This window comes from Alcanivorax sp. MD8A, assembly GCF_002888555.1.
Lineage (GTDB): Bacteria > Pseudomonadota > Gammaproteobacteria > Pseudomonadales > Alcanivoracaceae > Alcanivorax.
In genome coordinates this window covers 1-16,427 of record NZ_AQOQ01000026.1, presented here as the reverse complement: position 1 = coordinate 16,427, position 16,427 = coordinate 1, and the positions used below count along the sequence as shown (strand labels likewise).

General features: G+C 58.9%; 19 protein-coding genes. 9 read left to right on the top strand and 10 right to left on the bottom strand.

Annotated elements, in window-relative coordinates; all coding sequences use genetic code 11:
- The first annotated feature begins 8 nt into the window (after positions 1 to 8).
- Positions 9 to 635, top strand: a complete 627-nt coding sequence (locus A15D_RS12900; protein WP_022984861.1) for a TetR/AcrR family transcriptional regulator — start codon at positions 9 to 11, stop codon at positions 633 to 635.
- A gap of 3 nt (positions 636 to 638) precedes the next feature.
- On the opposite strand, the gene A15D_RS12895 is transcribed toward A15D_RS12900, so the two are convergent.
- The gene (locus A15D_RS12895; protein WP_102792284.1) at positions 639 to 1,184 is read right to left on the bottom strand and encodes a TetR/AcrR family transcriptional regulator; all 546 of its coding nucleotides are present in this window, start codon (positions 1,182 to 1,184) and stop codon (positions 639 to 641) included.
- A gap of 96 nt (positions 1,185 to 1,280) precedes the next feature.
- On the opposite strand from A15D_RS12895, the gene A15D_RS12890 reads away from it, so the two are divergent.
- Positions 1,281 to 2,204: an alpha/beta hydrolase gene (locus A15D_RS12890; RefSeq protein ID WP_102792283.1), complete on the top strand. Its 924-nt coding sequence runs from the start codon at positions 1,281 to 1,283 to the stop codon at positions 2,202 to 2,204.
- On the opposite strand, the gene A15D_RS12885 is transcribed toward A15D_RS12890, so the two are convergent.
- Positions 2,205 to 3,290: an AraC family transcriptional regulator gene (locus A15D_RS12885; RefSeq protein WP_233192233.1), complete on the bottom strand. Its 1,086-nt coding sequence runs from the start codon at positions 3,288 to 3,290 to the stop codon at positions 2,205 to 2,207.
- A gap of 119 nt (positions 3,291 to 3,409) precedes the next feature.
- Here A15D_RS12885 and A15D_RS12880 point away from each other — a divergent pair, with 119 nt between their 5' ends.
- Both A15D_RS12880 and A15D_RS12875 read left to right on the top strand, forming a co-directional pair.
- Positions 3,410 to 4,309, top strand: coding sequence for a metal-dependent hydrolase (locus A15D_RS12880; protein ID WP_022984865.1), 900 nt, complete (start codon positions 3,410 to 3,412; stop codon positions 4,307 to 4,309).
- Positions 4,310 to 4,541: 232 nt separating this feature from the next.
- Positions 4,542 to 5,141 carry a hypothetical protein gene (locus A15D_RS12875; RefSeq protein WP_146026882.1) on the top strand — a complete coding sequence of 200 codons (600 nt, stop codon included), beginning with the start codon at positions 4,542 to 4,544 and terminating at the stop codon, positions 5,139 to 5,141.
- Here A15D_RS12875 and A15D_RS12870 read toward each other — a convergent pair whose 3' ends face one another.
- Positions 5,142 to 6,107 carry an AraC family transcriptional regulator gene (locus A15D_RS12870; protein WP_102792281.1) on the bottom strand — a complete coding sequence of 322 codons (966 nt, stop codon included), beginning with the start codon at positions 6,105 to 6,107 and terminating at the stop codon, positions 5,142 to 5,144. It lies immediately after the preceding gene.
- 51 nt (positions 6,108 to 6,158) lie between these two features.
- Between A15D_RS12870 and A15D_RS12865 the strand changes: the two genes are divergently transcribed.
- Complete coding sequence (locus tag A15D_RS12865; RefSeq protein ID WP_081703621.1) at positions 6,159 to 6,995, top strand: GIY-YIG nuclease family protein; 837 nt, start codon at positions 6,159 to 6,161, stop codon at positions 6,993 to 6,995.
- Positions 6,996 to 7,038: 43 nt separating this feature from the next.
- Positions 7,039 to 7,815 (top strand): SDR family NAD(P)-dependent oxidoreductase, encoded by a 777-nt coding sequence (locus A15D_RS12860; protein WP_022984869.1) that lies wholly within the window; start codon positions 7,039 to 7,041, stop codon positions 7,813 to 7,815.
- A 21-nt stretch (positions 7,816 to 7,836) separates the two neighbouring features.
- Here A15D_RS12860 and A15D_RS12855 read toward each other — a convergent pair whose 3' ends face one another.
- The 4 genes from A15D_RS12855 to A15D_RS12840 all read right to left on the bottom strand — a co-directional run bounded on the left by A15D_RS12855 (position 7,837) and on the right by A15D_RS12840 (position 12,392).
- A complete protein-coding gene (locus A15D_RS12855; protein ID WP_022984870.1) occupies positions 7,837 to 8,091 on the bottom strand; it encodes a DUF1841 family protein in 255 nt (84 codons plus the stop codon).
- Positions 8,092 to 8,626: 535 nt separating this feature from the next.
- Positions 8,627 to 9,277: a TetR/AcrR family transcriptional regulator gene (locus A15D_RS12850; RefSeq protein ID WP_022984871.1), complete on the bottom strand. Its 651-nt coding sequence runs from the start codon at positions 9,275 to 9,277 to the stop codon at positions 8,627 to 8,629.
- Between the two features lie 104 nt (positions 9,278 to 9,381).
- Positions 9,382 to 11,625, bottom strand: a complete 2,244-nt coding sequence (locus A15D_RS12845; protein WP_146026881.1) for a hypothetical protein — start codon at positions 11,623 to 11,625, stop codon at positions 9,382 to 9,384.
- Positions 11,626 to 11,783: 158 nt separating this feature from the next.
- Complete coding sequence (locus A15D_RS12840) at positions 11,784 to 12,392, bottom strand: TetR/AcrR family transcriptional regulator (RefSeq protein ID WP_102792305.1); 609 nt, start codon at positions 12,390 to 12,392, stop codon at positions 11,784 to 11,786.
- A gap of 138 nt (positions 12,393 to 12,530) precedes the next feature.
- Here A15D_RS12840 and A15D_RS12835 point away from each other — a divergent pair, with 138 nt between their 5' ends.
- Positions 12,531 to 13,505, top strand: a complete 975-nt coding sequence (locus A15D_RS12835) for an SDR family NAD(P)-dependent oxidoreductase (protein WP_102792279.1) — start codon at positions 12,531 to 12,533, stop codon at positions 13,503 to 13,505.
- Between the two features lie 9 nt (positions 13,506 to 13,514).
- Here A15D_RS12835 and A15D_RS12830 read toward each other — a convergent pair whose 3' ends face one another.
- Complete coding sequence (locus A15D_RS12830; protein WP_022984875.1) at positions 13,515 to 14,663, bottom strand: zinc-binding dehydrogenase; 1,149 nt, start codon at positions 14,661 to 14,663, stop codon at positions 13,515 to 13,517.
- Positions 14,664 to 14,883: 220 nt separating this feature from the next.
- On the opposite strand from A15D_RS12830, the gene A15D_RS12825 reads away from it, so the two are divergent.
- Positions 14,884 to 15,246 carry a DUF6164 family protein gene (locus A15D_RS12825; protein WP_022984876.1) on the top strand — a complete coding sequence of 121 codons (363 nt, stop codon included), beginning with the start codon at positions 14,884 to 14,886 and terminating at the stop codon, positions 15,244 to 15,246.
- Here A15D_RS12825 and A15D_RS17465 read toward each other — a convergent pair.
- Both A15D_RS17465 and A15D_RS12820 read right to left on the bottom strand, forming a co-directional pair.
- Positions 15,243 to 15,368 carry a hypothetical protein gene (locus tag A15D_RS17465; protein ID WP_022984877.1) on the bottom strand — a complete coding sequence of 42 codons (126 nt, stop codon included), beginning with the start codon at positions 15,366 to 15,368 and terminating at the stop codon, positions 15,243 to 15,245. The two genes, A15D_RS12825 and A15D_RS17465, sit on opposite strands and share 4 nt — an antisense overlap.
- A gap of 55 nt (positions 15,369 to 15,423) precedes the next feature.
- The gene (locus tag A15D_RS12820) at positions 15,424 to 15,840 is read right to left on the bottom strand and encodes a helix-turn-helix domain-containing protein (protein ID WP_022984878.1); all 417 of its coding nucleotides are present in this window, start codon (positions 15,838 to 15,840) and stop codon (positions 15,424 to 15,426) included.
- 66 nt (positions 15,841 to 15,906) lie between these two features.
- Here A15D_RS12820 and A15D_RS12815 point away from each other — a divergent pair, with 66 nt between their 5' ends.
- Positions 15,907 to 16,386 carry a DUF2938 domain-containing protein gene (locus A15D_RS12815; RefSeq protein ID WP_022984879.1) on the top strand — a complete coding sequence of 160 codons (480 nt, stop codon included), beginning with the start codon at positions 15,907 to 15,909 and terminating at the stop codon, positions 16,384 to 16,386.
- Positions 16,387 to 16,427 lie beyond the last annotated feature (41 nt).

Genomic DNA, 16,427 nt, shown 5'->3' with positions numbered 1-16,427 from the left:
TTGGTTTTATGACACAGCCTTTCCCCCACCTCTCCGCCCTGAAAAAACAGCCCACCCAGCCGCGGGCCATTCGCACCGTGGAACGCATCATCGCGGCCACCGGCGAACTGGTGAAGGAGCAGGGGCTGGAGGCCCTGACCACCAACAAGGTGGCCGACCAGGCCAACGTGAATATCGCCACCCTGTATCAGTATTTCCCCCACAAGCAGGCACTGCTCAGCGCGTTGATGCAGAGCTACCTGAACGACCTGACACGGGTATTGAATGACCTTCTGGACGGACTGGGGGACATCTCCATCGAAGAGTCCACGCGGCTGTGGGCGACCCTGGGGATCCAGTCATTCCGGCAAAGCGGAGGCGTGTTAACCGAACTACTGCGCAGCCAGCACACGCTGACCGCCTTGCCGGAAGGCAAGGAATTCGAACGACGATTAATGGAAGCCATGCACCGCTTCCTGATCAAGCAGCGCCAGCGGCTGCAGGTGGACAACCTGGACCGCGCCATCTACACCGCCTTTCATGCCTGCACCGCCATCCTCTCCCAACACTTGCTGGAACCGGTGCCGTATTACACCGATGAGGAAATGGTGGACGAAGTCGCCACCCTGATGAGCCGGTATTTCTATCAGCCGTAGCGGTCAGTCAGGCAGGGCACTCACCGCGAACCATTGCAGAATCGCCTCCCGCTGCGCCTCACTGTGAGGGTGGGCCAGCAGGCCCTCCACCAGAAAGGTACCCACCGTCGCCACCATGGCCGCACGCGCCGGGGCCACTCCTTCCGCCTCCAGGGTATGAATCACTGCCGCCTCCACAAAGTGATGGAACTGATCGTGCCATTCCCGAATCACGGCAGACTGCTCCAGTCGCGCATGCACCGTGGTCACCAACTCGCGACTCTGCTCGAAGGCCTGCAGGGCCCAGGCCATCTTGTCCTTCAGTGGCAGGCCTGCAATGCCCGGCAAGCGCGCCAGGGTTGCTGACATCTGCCGGTTCAGCACAGCGACCAGCAGCTCATCCTTGCTGGGGTAGTACCAGTACAGGGTATTCGGCGCGACCCCCAGCTCACGGGCAATGCGACTCATGGAGGTGCCGTCATACCCCAGCGTCAGGAATAGCCGGGCAGCGGTGCTCTCCAGCTCTTCCTGTTTCACTTTCAAATCGATCTCGCGCTTGTTCTTGGCCACGGCGCATGCTCCTACAGTCTGCCCGGTCATCTTGTATGGTATTCAAGAATGCTAGCCTGCGCTCTTGAATGCCATACAAGATAACGGAGCCCCACCATGGATGCCCTGCGACACAACCCCAACACCCTGACCTGCGACAGCCAGCGAACCGGCTTTTACTCAGCGGGAACCTGGTGCGCTGCCACCCTGCACCGGCCGGCAAACCCTGCAAGCAAGACCCTCCCGGCCATCCTCATGCTGCACGGCTGGGGCGGCATCCAGGACGCCCTGACGGTGCCGTACTACGAGGAGTTCACCCGCGCAGGGTATGCAGTCATGACCTTTGACTATCGCAGTTGGGGAGACAGCGCCGGGCTGCCACGACAGGTGATTTCAGCAAGAGAGCGGGTTGCCGATGGCGATGCGGCCCTGGCCTTTCTGAAAAGCCAGCCAGGCATCGACCCCCGCCGTATCGTGTTGTGGGGGTCGTCCTTTGGCGGCGGCCACGCCGTCGAGCTGGCCGCCGGGCATCCGGAACTGGCGGGCGCCATTGCCCAGGTGCCCATGCTGGATGGCATGGCCGCCGTGCGCGCCGTACCCGTTGGCCGGTTATTGCGGTTCGGCCTGTATGCCCTGGCCGACTTGCTCAAACCCGGGCACCCGATTTACGTGCCGGTGGTCAGCGAGCCCGGCGCCTTCTCCTCCATGGACCGGGACGACGCCGGCAAAGCCCTGCAACTGGCAGAAACCAGCATCGGCCGGCCCTACGACAACCGGGTGGCGGCGCGGTCGCTACTGACCATGGGGCCCTATCGTCCCATCAAGTACCTCAAGAACATCCGCATCCCCACCCTGCTACTGGGGGCCAGCGGTGACTCGGTGGCACCGTTTGTCGAAAACGCCATCCGCAAGGCGAACAACCCTCACCTGACCCTCGCCAGCGTTCAGGCCAACCATTTCGAGCCCTACTTCGAACCGGCCTTTAGCGATGTGATCCGCCAGCAACTGGCGTTTCTTGCCAGGCTGGATAACACCGCATGATCAGTGACTGGACTGCTGACGCCACTCCCGTGGCGTCATGCCCGTCCAGCTTTTGAACGCACGGGTAAAATTGGCCGGGTTCAGGTAACCCAGCTGGTCACTGATGCGGCGGATTTCGCGCTCCGGATCCCGCAACAACTGGCAACTGTCACGGCGCCGCGCCTCTTCCAGCAACTGCTGGTAACTGAACCCCTGCTCCTGCAGCCGGCGACGAAAGGTGCGCGGGGTCATGTGCAACCGCTCGGCCAGCATCACCGGGCTGGGGTACCCGTCGGGCCCGGCCAGCAGCATGGCCCGCACCCGCCGCAACACATCCCCGCCCGGATCGCTGAGAGCACTCTCCCGTTCACACTGGGCCACCGCAGCGCGCAAGCCTTCCGGGTTGGCGGTGGCCAGTGGCTGGTCCATCACACTCAGGTCGCCCACAAGGTGAATACCCGCCCGGGGCATACTGAAACGCAAGGTCGGCAAGCGCGCCTGCCAGGTCTCCACCCCATCTGGCGCGGGGCCTTGCAACCAGATTTCCGCTGTCCCCGGCAGATCCCGAATCAGAAATTCCATACCGCGGAACATGCTGGTGGCAATGGAACTGAACATCAGGTCCACCAGCCGTGGCGGCAACGCACACTCCGGCACCAGCTCCATGAACATGTCATTGTCAGATTCATTGACCAGCAGCTGCACGCCCCGCCCACGCAAGTGCCAGAAACGCTGCAGCAACCCCACGGCTTCCCGCGGCGTCCCGGCACACAACAAGGCGTAACCCAGATTGCCATGGGCGGTCAGGGGCATGCTGTCACCACAGGCAAACCCCAACGTGGGATCCCCGCTACGCACCCGCGTCACCGCCGCCAGCATCCAGACTTCACGCAGCGACAAACGCCCCTCCGGGTCCTCTACCCGCTGCGCGTCCAGCCCCGCGTCCGCCAGCATCTGGGCACGGTCGGCCCCACGGGCCTCTGCCGCCGCCAGAAAAGCCCGCGGATACGTGGACGACTGGGTCTGCTGGCTGATCCAGCCAGGCATCGCATCGAGACGCTCACGGGTCTCGGCAATCAGGGAGTCGGTCTTGGAGTCGCTCGCCACGTTGGCCACCAATGATAATTATTATGTCCATGCAGAATCTCACGCTGCCCCCGGCGGAACCAGTACCGTAGAGGCCATATTGAGACAAAACGCCCTGACGGGCAGAAAGGAGCACAGCCATGAATGCCATTGTTCCCATTGGACCGAACCGCAAACGCAAGGGGATCGCCGGGGCTATCCGTGCCGTGGCCAGCAAGACACCCAAGGGCATGATCCCGCAGGTGCGTCGCCCGGAATTTGAGTTCAGCAACAGCGATGACATGCCCCGCTACTGGTGGGACAACAACCCGGTTAAAACCCTGCTGCTGGCCGCCATGTCTGCCGGTTTTCCGCCGGGCGAGCGGTTCTTTATCGATTCCGTGCGTTACTTCGAAAAAGAGATCACCGACCCGGAACTGAAAAAAGCCATCAAGGGTTTCATCGGCCAGGAAGCTCACCACTCCCGCGAGCATGAAATGCTGAACGGTTTCCTCCAGGACAAGGGCGTGAATCTGGCTCGGTTAGAGAAGGAAATTCTCGATTTCATGAACCTGATGCGCAAAAAACTGAGCCCGGAACGCCAGCTGGCCCACACCGTCGCAGTGGAACACTTCACCGCCCTGATGGCCGAAGAGTTCCTGCTCAAGTACGACGCCCTGGAGGAAATGGACCCGCGCATGGCACCGGTATGGGCCTGGCATGCAGTGGAAGAATCCGAACACAAGGCGGTAGCGTTCGATGTCTACAAAGCCATCGGCGGCAGCGAATTCACCCGGGTCACGGAAATGATGCTGGTGAGTGTTCTCTTTCCGTTCTTTACCACCATGCATCTGACCCAGCTGATGCGCGAAGAAGGGCAACTGACCAATGTGAAGGCATGGACCAGCACCCTGAACTATATGTGGGGCAAGCCTGGCGTATTCAGGAAGTTGCTACCGTCTTACTTCAAATTCTACAGCCCCAACTTCCACCCTTGGGACCACGACGCCAGAGACCTGGTAGAAAAAGCCAAGAAGAAATGGCTGGGTGACTGGGCCTGAGTCAGCGACACCCTGACGACCGGCGGCCTATTCCAGGGCCGCCGGCGACAGATCAGAGAGCAACACCCGCGCATCACCGCCACCATCACGGCTCGTCCCGATAACGCCACTATCCGCCTGACGTTAACAAATCTGCACAGACTTCCCCGACCCTGACCATGTTGTAATAACCGAAACCGGCACCGGGGTATAATCACCTGCCCCACATCTCCAGGCACACAGGTACAGGAAAGTGACAACCGAACACCGGCATGTGATCACGCGATTTCAAGCCACGGCTACCCTCATACTGCTCCTGCTGGCAAGCGCCTGCCTGGCACAGGATGCATGGCCGGACAGCCTTCGTTTCGGCCTGGCCAAAGCGAAGGAAATTGCCGCCGCCCCCACCGTGATTGCAGCGGTGGAAGAACAGAATCGCCTCAATCATCAACTCGACCCTGCCGAGATACAGGCATTAGACGAACGATGGCGGGCACAATACGGCAAATCCAACGCCGACTTGATAACCCTGATGATGGGAACCCCCCTCTCCGATTTCCTGCGTACCTTGCACCTTCGAGAGAAAGGAGTGATCACCGAAATCATCGTGATGGATAACCAAGGGCTCAACGCCGGGCAGAGCGCCATCACCACAGACCTGTGGCAGGGGGACGAGCCCAAGTGGGTGAAAACCTTTCTGGCCGGCCCGGGAGCTTATTACGCCAGCCCTGTGCGGCATGATGACTCAACCGGGGTATGGCAAATCCAGGTCAGCTATACCATCAGCAATGATGCCGGCAACGCCATCGGCGCCGTGACGGTGGGCGTGGCACTTTCAGAGTTCGGGGAGTAACTAGCTCCGGCGTTGCGCACGCCCGGGATTTTCGCCATACCAGCTCTTGTAGGCTCGGGAGAAATTACTGACGTGGTTGAAGCCCGCCCGCAGCGCGACCTGTTTCAGGGCAAGCTCCCCTTCTTCGATCAAGCGTCTCGCCAAAGCCATCCTCTCGGCACGAATAAACTCCGCACAGCGTTTGCCAGTGCGTGCCTTGAAAAGACTATTCAATCGCGTTTCCGCCATGCCCATTTCGTCAGCCAATTGACGGGCAACCAAAGGGGCTCCCGGATCCTGCTGGATGCGCACCATGATGCGCTCCAGCGCTACCTGCTCCCAATCCGGCAAGTCCTCGCTGTCATCATCCAGTCCCTCACAAAAACTGTCGATAATTTCGTAAAGGAAGAGGATCGCCAGCCCTTCCAACTGGAAGCGACGGCCCGCCCCGTGCAATTGCCGGGCAAACATGGCCGCCCCCACGCTCCGCATTCGCGGGGTCACTTCTGTGACGCGCATATCCACCACGTCGTCATCATTGCGCACAAACGGCGCCAACGCCGCCGGCAGGTTTCCATTGAAACGCTGATGCAACGACTCCAGCGTGCACGTCACACCAATGTGACGAATCAACTGCCCTGCGGGTAACAGATACCGCGTCCCGGTGGTATCCACCCGCATGATCAAGGCATCCGATTCGCCGCACGATAACGGGGCCATTCCCGGGGGCTGCACCTGCAACTCGCCAAGAATATTCCAGCTGCCCCCGATCCAGCCCGGCGCCATATAGTTTTCCACCGCAAAAAACGCGTCCTGCTCAACCTCCAGCTCAGCAAGATGCAGAAACAGGCCAGTGCCGAATGCCAGCTTTTCCATGCGGCCCCGCACTCCGGGAATCGCGAATCGCTCGCCATCACGCATGCTCAGTCGATCCTCAGGCTCTCCCCGATCCAGAACCCCAGAGCATTCCTCTTGCCGAGCATTCATCCGCGCCACCCCTTCACCCTTTCCTCAACCAGTACTTTTCATAATGATGTCATGCATGACAGCCACGCCCCGCACTCTCTCCCAGCATTCACGGACCTACCGGACTCCCCGGGGGTATACCGGTTTTTCGGTAACCAGGGCGAGCTTCTCTACGTCGGCAAGAGTATCAATATTCGTCAACGGGTGCGGAGTCACTTTCAGGCCAGCAACCCCAGCCCGCGAGCCAGAAGAATGTGTGGCCTCACAGACCAGGTGGACTTCACCGTAACCGCAGGCGAACTGGGCGCCCTGTTACTGGAAAACCGTGAAATCAAGGAGCGTCAGCCTATCTTCAATCGGCGCCAACGACGCTACCGGCAATTGCACACCTGGGTTCTGAACCCCGCACCAAACGGGTTTCTGGTACCCGGCCTGTTTCGCCCCGCCGATAACAACCCCTTATGGCAACAGGACTGCTTTGGTTTGTATCGCAGCCCCCGCCAGGCACATCAGGCATTGGAAAAATGGGTGAAGGATGCCCAGTTATGCCCTGCCATCTGTGGCCTGGAGCGGCATCAGGGCGCGTGTTTTTCGTGGCAATTGGGCCGTTGTCGTGGCGCGTGCTGTGGCGAGGAAACCGCGGACCAGCATAACCAGCGCCTGCTGGGCACCTTGCTGGCCCACCAGATTCAAGCCTGGCCTTACCGTGGCACACTGGTGATCCGCGAGCGCAGTGACGACGCAGAGGACTATCATCTGATTCGTCAGTGGTGCCATCTCACCACCCTGCAGCAGCCCCCTTCTCCCAACGACCTGAGCCTGCCCTATTCTCCCTGTTTTGACCTGGACAGTTATCGCATGCTGGTACAGTTTCTCAACCGCGGTATCGAGCACTTCGTGATGTCCTGACCCCCTTCACGGGGCATTGTCGCGCCAGCCGCATACTGTCGGAATGTCTGCCATTACGCCTTCCCCCATCAGCCGACTGATTACCGGAGCAAGCTCTGGCATCGGCCTTGCTCTTGTGAGGTATTGGCTGTCACAGGGCAGTCCGGTGATCGCTGTGGCGCGTCGTGCCAGCCATTGTCAGGTGCTATTGCAACTTCAGTCCGAACATCTCACAGGTGGGCCTGTCCTGCACATTCATGATGCGGATATCACCGACGAACAACAGCTTGAGGATCTGGCAACCTGCTTGCGAACCAACAATCAGATTCCTGATCACATCATCCAGTGCGCGGGTATGCTCCATGATCCAGCGCAGTCGTTGACCCCGGAAAAAAGGCTGGAAGATATTTCGCTCAAGGCACTGCAACGCAGTTTCGCGGTCAACGCCTTTGGTCCCATTCTGCTGGCGCGCACCCTGCTCCCCTTGCTCGACAGCAAGCGACGCACCGTGTTTGCCAGTCTCTCGGCCAGGGTCGGGAGCATTCAGGATAACCATCTTGGCGGCTGGTACAGCTACCGCGCCAGTAAGGCCGCACAGAATCAGCTGTTACGTACCCTGGCAATCGAGACCCGGCGCCGACTGCCAAATCTGACCGTGCTGGCACTGCATCCCGGCACCACCGACACTCCTCTGTCGCAGCCCTATCAACGCAATGTCCCCGAAGGAAAGCTGTTCTCGGCCGAACGATCAGCACACCAACTCGCTGCCATCATCGATGGTGCAGGAGAAAACGATCATGGCCGTTTCGTCGCCTGGGACGGCAGCGATATTCCCTGGTAGCCAACAAGCCGGGTTTTCGGACTACGACAAGGCAAGCAAATCCGCGGCGTAGGCATTCACGTCAAAGCCGGTGCCAGTTTCATCACTCCGGGCGATATGTGATGCCAGCACATCAGCCATGGCCGTTAGTGCCTCCTCGTGGTCCATCCCTTTGGAGGTCAACGCCATCATCACCAGGCCCGCCTCACGGGGGTGCCCCTCTGCAATCTGATTTTCAATCGCCTCCACCAGTGCCTTGTGGGCGAAATCGTCCTCGGCCTGTTCCAGCTCTTTCATACTCACTCCCGTTCATCGCGCACGCGCTTCACCGTTAGGCCCGGCAAAGGCAAAAAACTACCCACCATGAGCGGACCACAAAATCGTACCCCACGGAACGACACACCTGGCCGGCCCGGCTGATCTGCAAGCGACCCGACACACAGTCCACATTGTCCCGGCGGCGGCGCCGAACTTTCCACATACCGGACCCGGTGACGAGCCCCGCCGCGGTTCGAAGAGAATTGCAGGCGCGTGGCCGCAGGTTTGATTAACAACGTATTCGTCATCGCCAACCTCGACAGCAACAACCGCAGCACCTGAACAGTGCAGCGTAGTGTATTGCTATTTGGGGACGAGGCTGTGAGGAAACAAGACAGGAAAGACACAGAAGCTGCCCAGGCAGGGAGGCACCTTCCCCCCGGAGTCTGCCTCCCTGAACCTGAACACCGCCACACTACCGGCCTGTTCCACCGGCCTCCAGAATCGTTTTATATGAATTTCGGGAAAGTTATCATTTTTCTGCGCATCAAGACCGAATCACTCTTATTAGCCCTTACTTGGCTTCTATCCCTGCAGAAACGTATGCAATAAATCCCTTGGCGAATTCATCGAAGTCCAACCTGAAACCGCCCTCATTGCCATCCAGATCAGGCAAGCGCCAAAGCAACCCTTGATCGACCATGCCGTTAAGAGAGCTATTAATGGCAAGAAACAAGTGCATTCGAACCAGTTTCCTGGGCTTATCCGGAACCACTTCTCGAATTTCCGCTTCCAATCGCCAGATAAACTCGCCGAAGTAACGGATCAGAAGATCTTGCCCAAAGTCGCCCTCCTCGCGAATCATCCGGGCCATAAACCAGACACTGGCGCGATCCTGCAGCAAGAACAGGTAAAGGGATTTCACCAATACCATGGACACATCCCGCACCGTCACGGCTCGGCGGGACTGTTTCTCGGAAAAGGTTTGCCATTGCTGCTCAGTGACAACCAAAAACCGGGCAGCGACATCTTCTATACATGCCTCAACAAACGCCTCCCGCTTGCCAAAATAATAGCGAATCGCCGCCTCATTGAGCACGCCAGCTTTTCGCTGAACTTCTCTCAGGGACACACTGGTCCCTTTTTCACCAAACAACGCGATGGCAGTTTTTACCAGACGGGTTGCTACTTCATCACCCGGTCTCTCCTGGGAGGAACGCTTCATTATTGATTCAGCCAGACTGCAAACACCCGGTCAGTATAGATCAGGCAACCATGCACTCACAGGCAAAAAAAGCCCTGCTTACGCAGGGCAAAAAGAATCCAGAATCAGTCAAGCTGTTGACACGCCTCTCTTAAAACTGAGTGGGCAGCACGAAAATCCCCTGTTAACGCCGACTCTCGTGCATCACTGATTAAATAACTGACCCCCGCATAAGTGTCGCTGCTGATTTCACCTACTGCCCTGGCAAGACCTAACATCTCCACCGCCTGCCCGGTCAGTGCTTGATAAGACGATGCCTCAGGAGAGTCGAGCCATGTGTATCCAGCGCTGTCACGGCCAACCTCCCATGCCAGCACTTTCCGGGCCGCGTAGCACACCGCATCACGGGCTGCGAGATCGAAACGCGATGACGGAGCATACTTGGTGACACCTCCAGTCAAAGGGGGCAGCAGATCTGCCAGCGCCTCGCCAAGAAGGCCGTTTCCAAGAATTTCTGTTACTCCAACCACTGCACCACGACGCAGTGGCGAGTTACCAATCACGACGCTGCCATCGTTATCAATACCGATAACAGCAATGGATTCTTCTCGTGCCGGGGTGGAATTAATTACCTCCCCGGTCATGCGGTCGATCATGGTCACTGACATAACCAAAGGCGCAAAGACTTCACTGCGCTGCGGGTCCATTTGAAAACCCAACCCGGCAATCAACACCAATGCATTTTCAGCAACAGTGGAAATCTCAATATTCGATGCCTGAAGCTGAACGGGAACCGACAATCCGGCTTCCGCAAGAGCGGAGCTAACCAGTTGCGCGACGGGCAGCAGTGCCGCGCCCCCGTAGAAAACACCATCCAGATTGGCTGACCAGCCCAACTCAGCACTGTTGCCATGATCAACTATCTGGAATACCCCGGATCCCGTAGACGCATAAACGTAGTTGTCGTATGGCGAAACAGCCAGCGAACCCAGAATCTGATCGCCCACATTGACTGACCACACCAACTCACATCGCTGATCAAATGCCAGTGCATTGCCGTCTTTGTCAGAAGTGTAAATGCGGTCCCCTCCGGGCAGCACAGCGGGAGTCGAAGCCGACCCTCCCTCAAACGGGACAGCACACTCTGTTTCAAAACTGAATTGATCGCCCTCACGAGTAAGGGTCAGTGCGTGCAAAGCACCAAAACGTGCGACCCCGTCTTCAATACCATCCGCTGCGTCCGGCAAAGTAGCCGCAACCCAGATACGATCAGAATCCGGGTCGGTCGCATAGTAGTTGCTAACCACCATGTCGCCGCCAAGCGCCACCGCGATAATTGTGTCAAAGATGCGGGCATCTTCCGGCAAGTTCGCGCCTTCCGGAACAAACTGTTTCCGGATGGCCTTCTCTGCACCCTCAAGGATCGGTTCAGGTAGATTAAGCCCCGTGTTATCAACAGAGGGATCCCCCTCGACACGGTATTGCGCGCGTAATTCTCCAGTCTCGCGAGCGAAAGCCAGGACCGTACCATCACCGTATACAGCGATCACGCTATCGGTTGGCTGGTGATAGTTGATCCCCCATAGCCGTTTCTTGATATGTGTATCAAAGTCCGAGGTTGCTGGTGTATCAATGCCAAACCCGGTGTTGGTGCACCAACGCACCTCACCCTTTTCAGTAACGGCAAACACCCCGCGCAGCCCTCCGGAGTAAATCACCTTACCTGCGTTTTGCATGTCATTGAGCACCATTGGCGTGCCACCCTGACCAATCTGGCCAGGCCTCACGACCCAACGGCGCGCTCCTGATACCTTGTCCAGCGCAATCATGGAAAAATCAATGTCCGTGCCGCCTACGGGGAACACATGGGTGCCGTAGTATCCCTGATCACCCGATGTGACTCCCTCGGGCTGATAGAGCTGGCTTTCTACCGTCCATTGAAGCTCCAGATTCCCCGGAATAATCAGGTCCACCTGATCATTATTGATCACATTCCCGTGAATCGTGCCAAATCCCTGCCCACGCGGAATCACTTCGCTTGCCTGTATCGCGGGGGAGCGTGAAGCCAGATTGACCTGGCTGAAAAGCGACAAGGGGGTGCTCGTCTGCTGTTTCACCAGATGCTTCAGTGCACCCGGGGTCTCAGTGACGACAACAGACGGTGACGGGGAAAAGTCCATCATCATTTCCGCACAAAACCCCGTCAACGGAACTGGAACCGAAGGAACAGCTGCGGAACCCTCGCTTTGTACCTGATCAGACTGAGCTAAGCTTGTAGCTTCACCCGAGGAGTCTGATCCTCCGCAACCGGTTAGTGAGGCGCAAGCCACCAGCCCCACAGCCAATACCCGTCGTTTGATCATTGCCATGCGCGTTTCCTGAGTTGTTGTTCTTTGCGTCCCCGGCAGCCGCCGCGGGACATCTCAGGCAGCAACATATTTCCATTAACCCATATGGGTCAACTCACTTGGGTTAATTTTCGTTTCTATCTGTAACCCCCCCTTGGCAATACACGGGAATGTCGACCTCAGCTTGCCGGCATCGAGACCAACCACTGCGTCAACCTTTGCGACAAAGCATCAAGTACTGGCTCGGCCCCCATAGACGGCGGCGCCATCAGCACCATGTGCATCAGGGTTCCCGCTGCCGATGTGGACATCAAATACAGAGTGGTGGGCGACACGGAAACCCGATACTGCTCGTGGGTTCGCTTTAACCCCTCCTGCAATACGGTTTGCAGTTCCTGCTGCAGCTTGCGAGTGGCGGGCAATTGATGCAGGTACGGCACCTGAAACACCAATACCCGCAGCAGTCTGCGATGCTGGTGCATCAGCGCATGCAGTGCACCAAGAAAATGGCGCATGGCCACGTTCAACTCGCTGCGCTGGTCGGTCATGGCCAAACGGCCTTGCAACAAGTCGGTGGTTTCCGCCAGCAACGATTCTGCCAGCCGCGCCACAATGGCTTCCTTGCCAGGAAAGTACTCATACACCGAACCGATGCTCACCCCGGCCACCTCTGCCACCGCATTGGTACTTAACCCCGCGTACCCACGGCGCTCCAGAATCCGAGCACAGGCTTGCAGCATGGCCTCTACCGAGGCTCGCGACCGTGCCTGGCGGGGCTCTTTTTTCATTTTAAAAACAGTATGTTGACGATGATCAGCGGCCATTCTTCCCCCGTTCTTGCTGCAGCGAAAACCCGAGTTTTTCCGAGTATATGCTCAGGTTAAGATGTAAGCCTATCTGCAACGACAAGCCAGAGCACCCCGATCATGTCCAGCGAATTGAAGTTCCGACTCCCGACCATCCGCCCCTATTTTTCGCGCTTGCGGGACCACTGGTCCTGGAATACCCGCAGCGTGATTCAGCCCGGCACCGCTCTACGCAGACGGGTGAGTGGCAAAGTCGTCATGTTGACCGGCGCCAGCTCCGGCATTGGTGAAGGGGTCGCCGAAAAACTGGCCGAGGCAGGCGCCACGGTGTTGCTGGTGGCCCGGAACCGGGACAAGTTGAATGTCATTGCCGAGCGTATCCAGGCCAGTGGCGGCAAGGCCGGGGTGTACCCTGCCGACCTCACCAATCTGGAAGAATGCGACCGAATTTGCGAGCAGGCACAGCAGGATCACGGCCGCGTGGACATCCTCATCAACAACGCCGGACGCTCCATCCGCCGCTCCATCAAATTCACTTACGACCGCTTTCACGATTACGAACGCACACTGCAACTGAATTACCTGGCGTCAATCCGCATGGCCATGAACCTGTTGCCCGGCATGGAAGCTCGCAACGAAGGCCACATCATCAATGTGTCCACTGTCGGCGTGCAGGCAAACCCCGCCCGGTTCTCTGCTTATCTGGGTTCCAAGTGGGCCCTGGAAGGCTGGACCTGGGTGGCCGCCAACGAGTTCGCCCACACCGGGGTGCGGTTTTCTTCACTGAACTACCCGCTGGTGCGCACGCCCATGATTGCGCCAACCAAGATCTACCAATACATGCCGGTGATGTCGCCGGAAACGGCCGTGAAATGGATGCTGGATGTGATCGTTACCCAGAACAAACGCAAGTTAGGTGTGTTCGGCAAGGGCGCGCTAGCCATGTACTACCTGCTGCCGAAAACCTCCGAGTCCATCGTTAACGTAAGCTACCAGAGCATCTATGAAGAACCGCCGGAGAACTATGTCTCCAGCAAGGCCCGGGCAGGCAAGGCTGCCAACGGGCCGGAAGGAAAAAACCAGGAACGGGCGTGACGGGGTCCGTCACGCCTTGCGCGGGTCAATCAGGATCTTGGCGTGCTGTTCCGGGTCACGCAGGGCCGTAAAGGCGTCATCCACCCCGGACAGCCCCACCGTGCCGGTGATCAACGGCTCCACATTGACCTTGCCCTCAGCAATCATGTGCAAGGCATCGCGGAATTCGATCGGCATGTAGCCGAGCACGAAACGCAGATCGATTTCCTTGTTGATGGCATTCACCGGCACAAAGTTGTCGGTCTTCATGCAGACCCCGACCACCACCACACAGGAACGCAACGGCGCTTCATCGATAATGCTGTTGATCACGCCGGGCACCCCGACACATTCAAAAATCACGGGCCGTTTGGGTTCTGTCACCCCCGCCACCTCCGCTGCCCGCCACAACGGCTCCCAGGGGAACGGCGTCAGACGCAACATGGACATGCCATCCAGGGCCATATCAAACAGCTGCGGCGCATTGACCACAAAGCCACGTTTGGCCAAGCCTTCGTAGGGGCTGCCCTCTGAGGGGTCCACCACCACATGGGCGCCCATGGCTCGGGCCAGTTTACGGCGGGTCGGCGAATAATCGCTGGCCACAATATGCCGTACCCCCTTGGCCTTGAGCATGGCAATCACCCCCAGACCAATGGGGCCGCAACCGATCACGATGGCGGTATCGCGGCGGCCCACACCTGAGCGGTTCACTGCGTGCAACGACACGGCCATGGGCTCGGTCAGGGCGGCATGGTCATCGGAAATCCCGTTGGGCACGCGGAAAGTCAGCGACTGCTCCACCACCATCCGTTCGGCATAGGCCCCCGGCGCACAGGTGGACAACCCGGTAGGGTGCGCCTCGCCACCGGCACGCATCAGCGGCATCGCAACGACCCGCTCGCCAGCCTTCCAGCGACGGTGTGTCTTCGGCCCGTAGTCGGCAATTTCCCCTACAAATTCGTGGCCCAGCACCACCTGGTCCTGACTGCGCATGATCTTGTCATAACCCACCCGCTGGGTGGCGTCGGCCAGTTCATCCGCGTGATCACGGGCATGCAGGTCCGACCCGCAAATACCGCAGCGCAGCACATTGAGCAGCATCTGCCCCTTGCCGGGCTCCGGCTCGGCCACTTCCTGCACATTCAACTGACCGTGATGACAAACAACGGCTTTCATTGGCTTCCCCTGAGTGATTGGTGGTGGGTAATGGGCGGCAGCGCGAGGCGCAGGGGATTCCTGCTGGCGTGTCACCGATCGGCCCAACCATGACATTGATCGATGTAACCATGAAAGTGCCCAACAGGCCAAACCGCAACGCCCATCACCCCGGGCGACACAGCCCGCCCCGCTTCGCTACACTAGGCCCGGTTAACGCCCCCCCAATCAGAGCGATTTCATGACCACCTTGCTACTCAACCTGCGACAGGTACCGGACGACGAAGCCGAGGAAGTGCGCGCCCTGCTCAACGAGCATCGCATCGCGTTCTATGAAACCACTCCCAGCCTGTGGGGCATTTCCTCCGGGGGTATCTGGCTCACCGATCCCGAAGAGCGCCAGCGAGCCAAGGCATTGATGGAAACCTATCAGCAGGAACGCGCCCTGCGCGAACGCCAGCGCTACGAAGAGGCGCAACGCAATGGCACTGCGCCGACGCTGGGCCAGCGACTGCGCGAGCACCCCGTCCGTGTGCTGGGCGTAGTGATTGCCGTCAGTGTGCTGATCCTGGTGACCTTGGTGCCGTTCCTGACATTGGGTTAGGCGTTGTCGTCCCCGCGTTGTTGAAGCTGCTTTTCCAGCCGGGAGACCTTCGCCAGGGCATTCACCCCGAACACGAATCCCAGCACACCGAACACCATCCCGATAATGCCAAAGGTTTCCATTCACTCACTCCGTAACTCGTCTTGTTACCGGTAATCACCCGCCTACATAACGGGCTCACGGTTTCCCACGTTTCGCCTTAGCGGTTTTGGCATGCGCAGACGCCACCGTCATCAGACGACGAAACCGGTCGCACTCCAGATGCCGTGGCGCCGGGCAATTGGCCGCATGTCGAAGTCCATCCCGCATGGCAGACAAACGCCGGATGGTCAGCTCCAGCTCATCGGCCTTGGCCGCAAGCGCCTGTCGATCAATGGTGGGCTCGCCGTCAGCGTCAAACATCTCACCAATCTCATCCAGCGAAAACCCCGCCGCACGCCCCAGTGCAATCAGCGCCAGCTGATCCACCACCCGTGGCGCAAAAAGCCGTTTCAATCCGCTTCGCCCTACCGATGCGATCAAGCCCTTTTCTTCGTAGTAACGCAGGGTCGATGCCGGCACACCGGACTGGCGCACCACCTCGGAAATATCCATGCCCTTGACCTCAAGCTGACTTGAAGTTGTACGTTAACACCCACCGCAACCCGAGGACGAGCCACCATGACCCACTTGCTGGATTTTCTGCTGAACACTGCCATCGTCGGCCTGTGCGCCACCCTGGTAATGGATGCCTGGAGCTGGCTTCGCCAGCCGCTGCTTGGCATCGCACCGCCCAATTACGACCTGGTCGGCCGGTGGGTACGGCATATGGGCAACGGTCAGTTCCGTCACCCTGCGATTGCCCAAGCCACCGCCATGCCCCATGAAGCCATCACAGGCTGGGCCGTCCACTATCTGGTGGGGCTGGGGTTTGCCGGCGCCCTGTTGTTACTGGCGGGCCCCGGCTGGTTGTCGCACCCTACCCTGTGGCCCGCCCTGTTGTTTGGTCTGCTTTCCGTCGCCGCACCCTTCCTGCTCATGCAGCCTGGCATGGGCGCCGGCCTCGCCGCACGCCGCACGCCCAACCCCCGCGCCGCCCGCCTGCAAAGCCTGCTTACCCACACAGTCTTCGGTGCAGGGTTATACCTGGGGAGCCTCTGAATAACTCCTTGTATGCTCAGTCTTTCAGGCTGGTTCGCAAT

What these genes read in the sequence shown, in the direction of transcription:
- A15D_RS12900 (WP_022984861.1), top strand. Translation starts at nt 9, where the DNA reads ATGACACAGCCTTTCCCCCACCTCTCCGCCCTGAAAAAACAGCCCACC.
- A15D_RS12890 (WP_102792283.1), top strand. Translation starts at nt 1,281, where the DNA reads ATGGATGCCCTGCGACACAACCCCAACACCCTGACCTGCGACAGCCAG.
- A15D_RS12880 (WP_022984865.1), top strand. Translation starts at nt 3,410, where the DNA reads ATGAATGCCATTGTTCCCATTGGACCGAACCGCAAACGCAAGGGGATC.
- A15D_RS12870 (WP_102792281.1), bottom strand. Translation starts at nt 6,107, where the DNA reads ATGAATGCTCGGCAAGAGGAATGCTCTGGGGTTCTGGATCGGGGAGAG.
- A15D_RS12865 (WP_081703621.1), top strand. Translation starts at nt 6,159, where the DNA reads ATGCATGACAGCCACGCCCCGCACTCTCTCCCAGCATTCACGGACCTA.
- A15D_RS12860 (WP_022984869.1), top strand. Translation starts at nt 7,039, where the DNA reads ATGTCTGCCATTACGCCTTCCCCCATCAGCCGACTGATTACCGGAGCA.
- A15D_RS12855 (WP_022984870.1), bottom strand. Translation starts at nt 8,091, where the DNA reads ATGAAAGAGCTGGAACAGGCCGAGGACGATTTCGCCCACAAGGCACTG.
- A15D_RS12850 (WP_022984871.1), bottom strand. Translation starts at nt 9,277, where the DNA reads ATGAAGCGTTCCTCCCAGGAGAGACCGGGTGATGAAGTAGCAACCCGT.
- A15D_RS12845 (WP_146026881.1), bottom strand. Translation starts at nt 11,625, where the DNA reads ATGGCAATGATCAAACGACGGGTATTGGCTGTGGGGCTGGTGGCTTGC.
- A15D_RS12840 (WP_102792305.1), bottom strand. Translation starts at nt 12,392, where the DNA reads ATGAAAAAAGAGCCCCGCCAGGCACGGTCGCGAGCCTCGGTAGAGGCC.
- A15D_RS12835 (WP_102792279.1), top strand. Translation starts at nt 12,531, where the DNA reads ATGTCCAGCGAATTGAAGTTCCGACTCCCGACCATCCGCCCCTATTTT.
- A15D_RS12830 (WP_022984875.1), bottom strand. Translation starts at nt 14,663, where the DNA reads ATGAAAGCCGTTGTTTGTCATCACGGTCAGTTGAATGTGCAGGAAGTG.
- A15D_RS12825 (WP_022984876.1), top strand. Translation starts at nt 14,884, where the DNA reads ATGACCACCTTGCTACTCAACCTGCGACAGGTACCGGACGACGAAGCC.
- A15D_RS17465 (WP_022984877.1), bottom strand. Translation starts at nt 15,368, where the DNA reads ATGGAAACCTTTGGCATTATCGGGATGGTGTTCGGTGTGCTGGGATTC.
- A15D_RS12820 (WP_022984878.1), bottom strand. Translation starts at nt 15,840, where the DNA reads ATGGATATTTCCGAGGTGGTGCGCCAGTCCGGTGTGCCGGCATCGACC.
- A15D_RS12815 (WP_022984879.1), top strand. Translation starts at nt 15,907, where the DNA reads ATGACCCACTTGCTGGATTTTCTGCTGAACACTGCCATCGTCGGCCTG.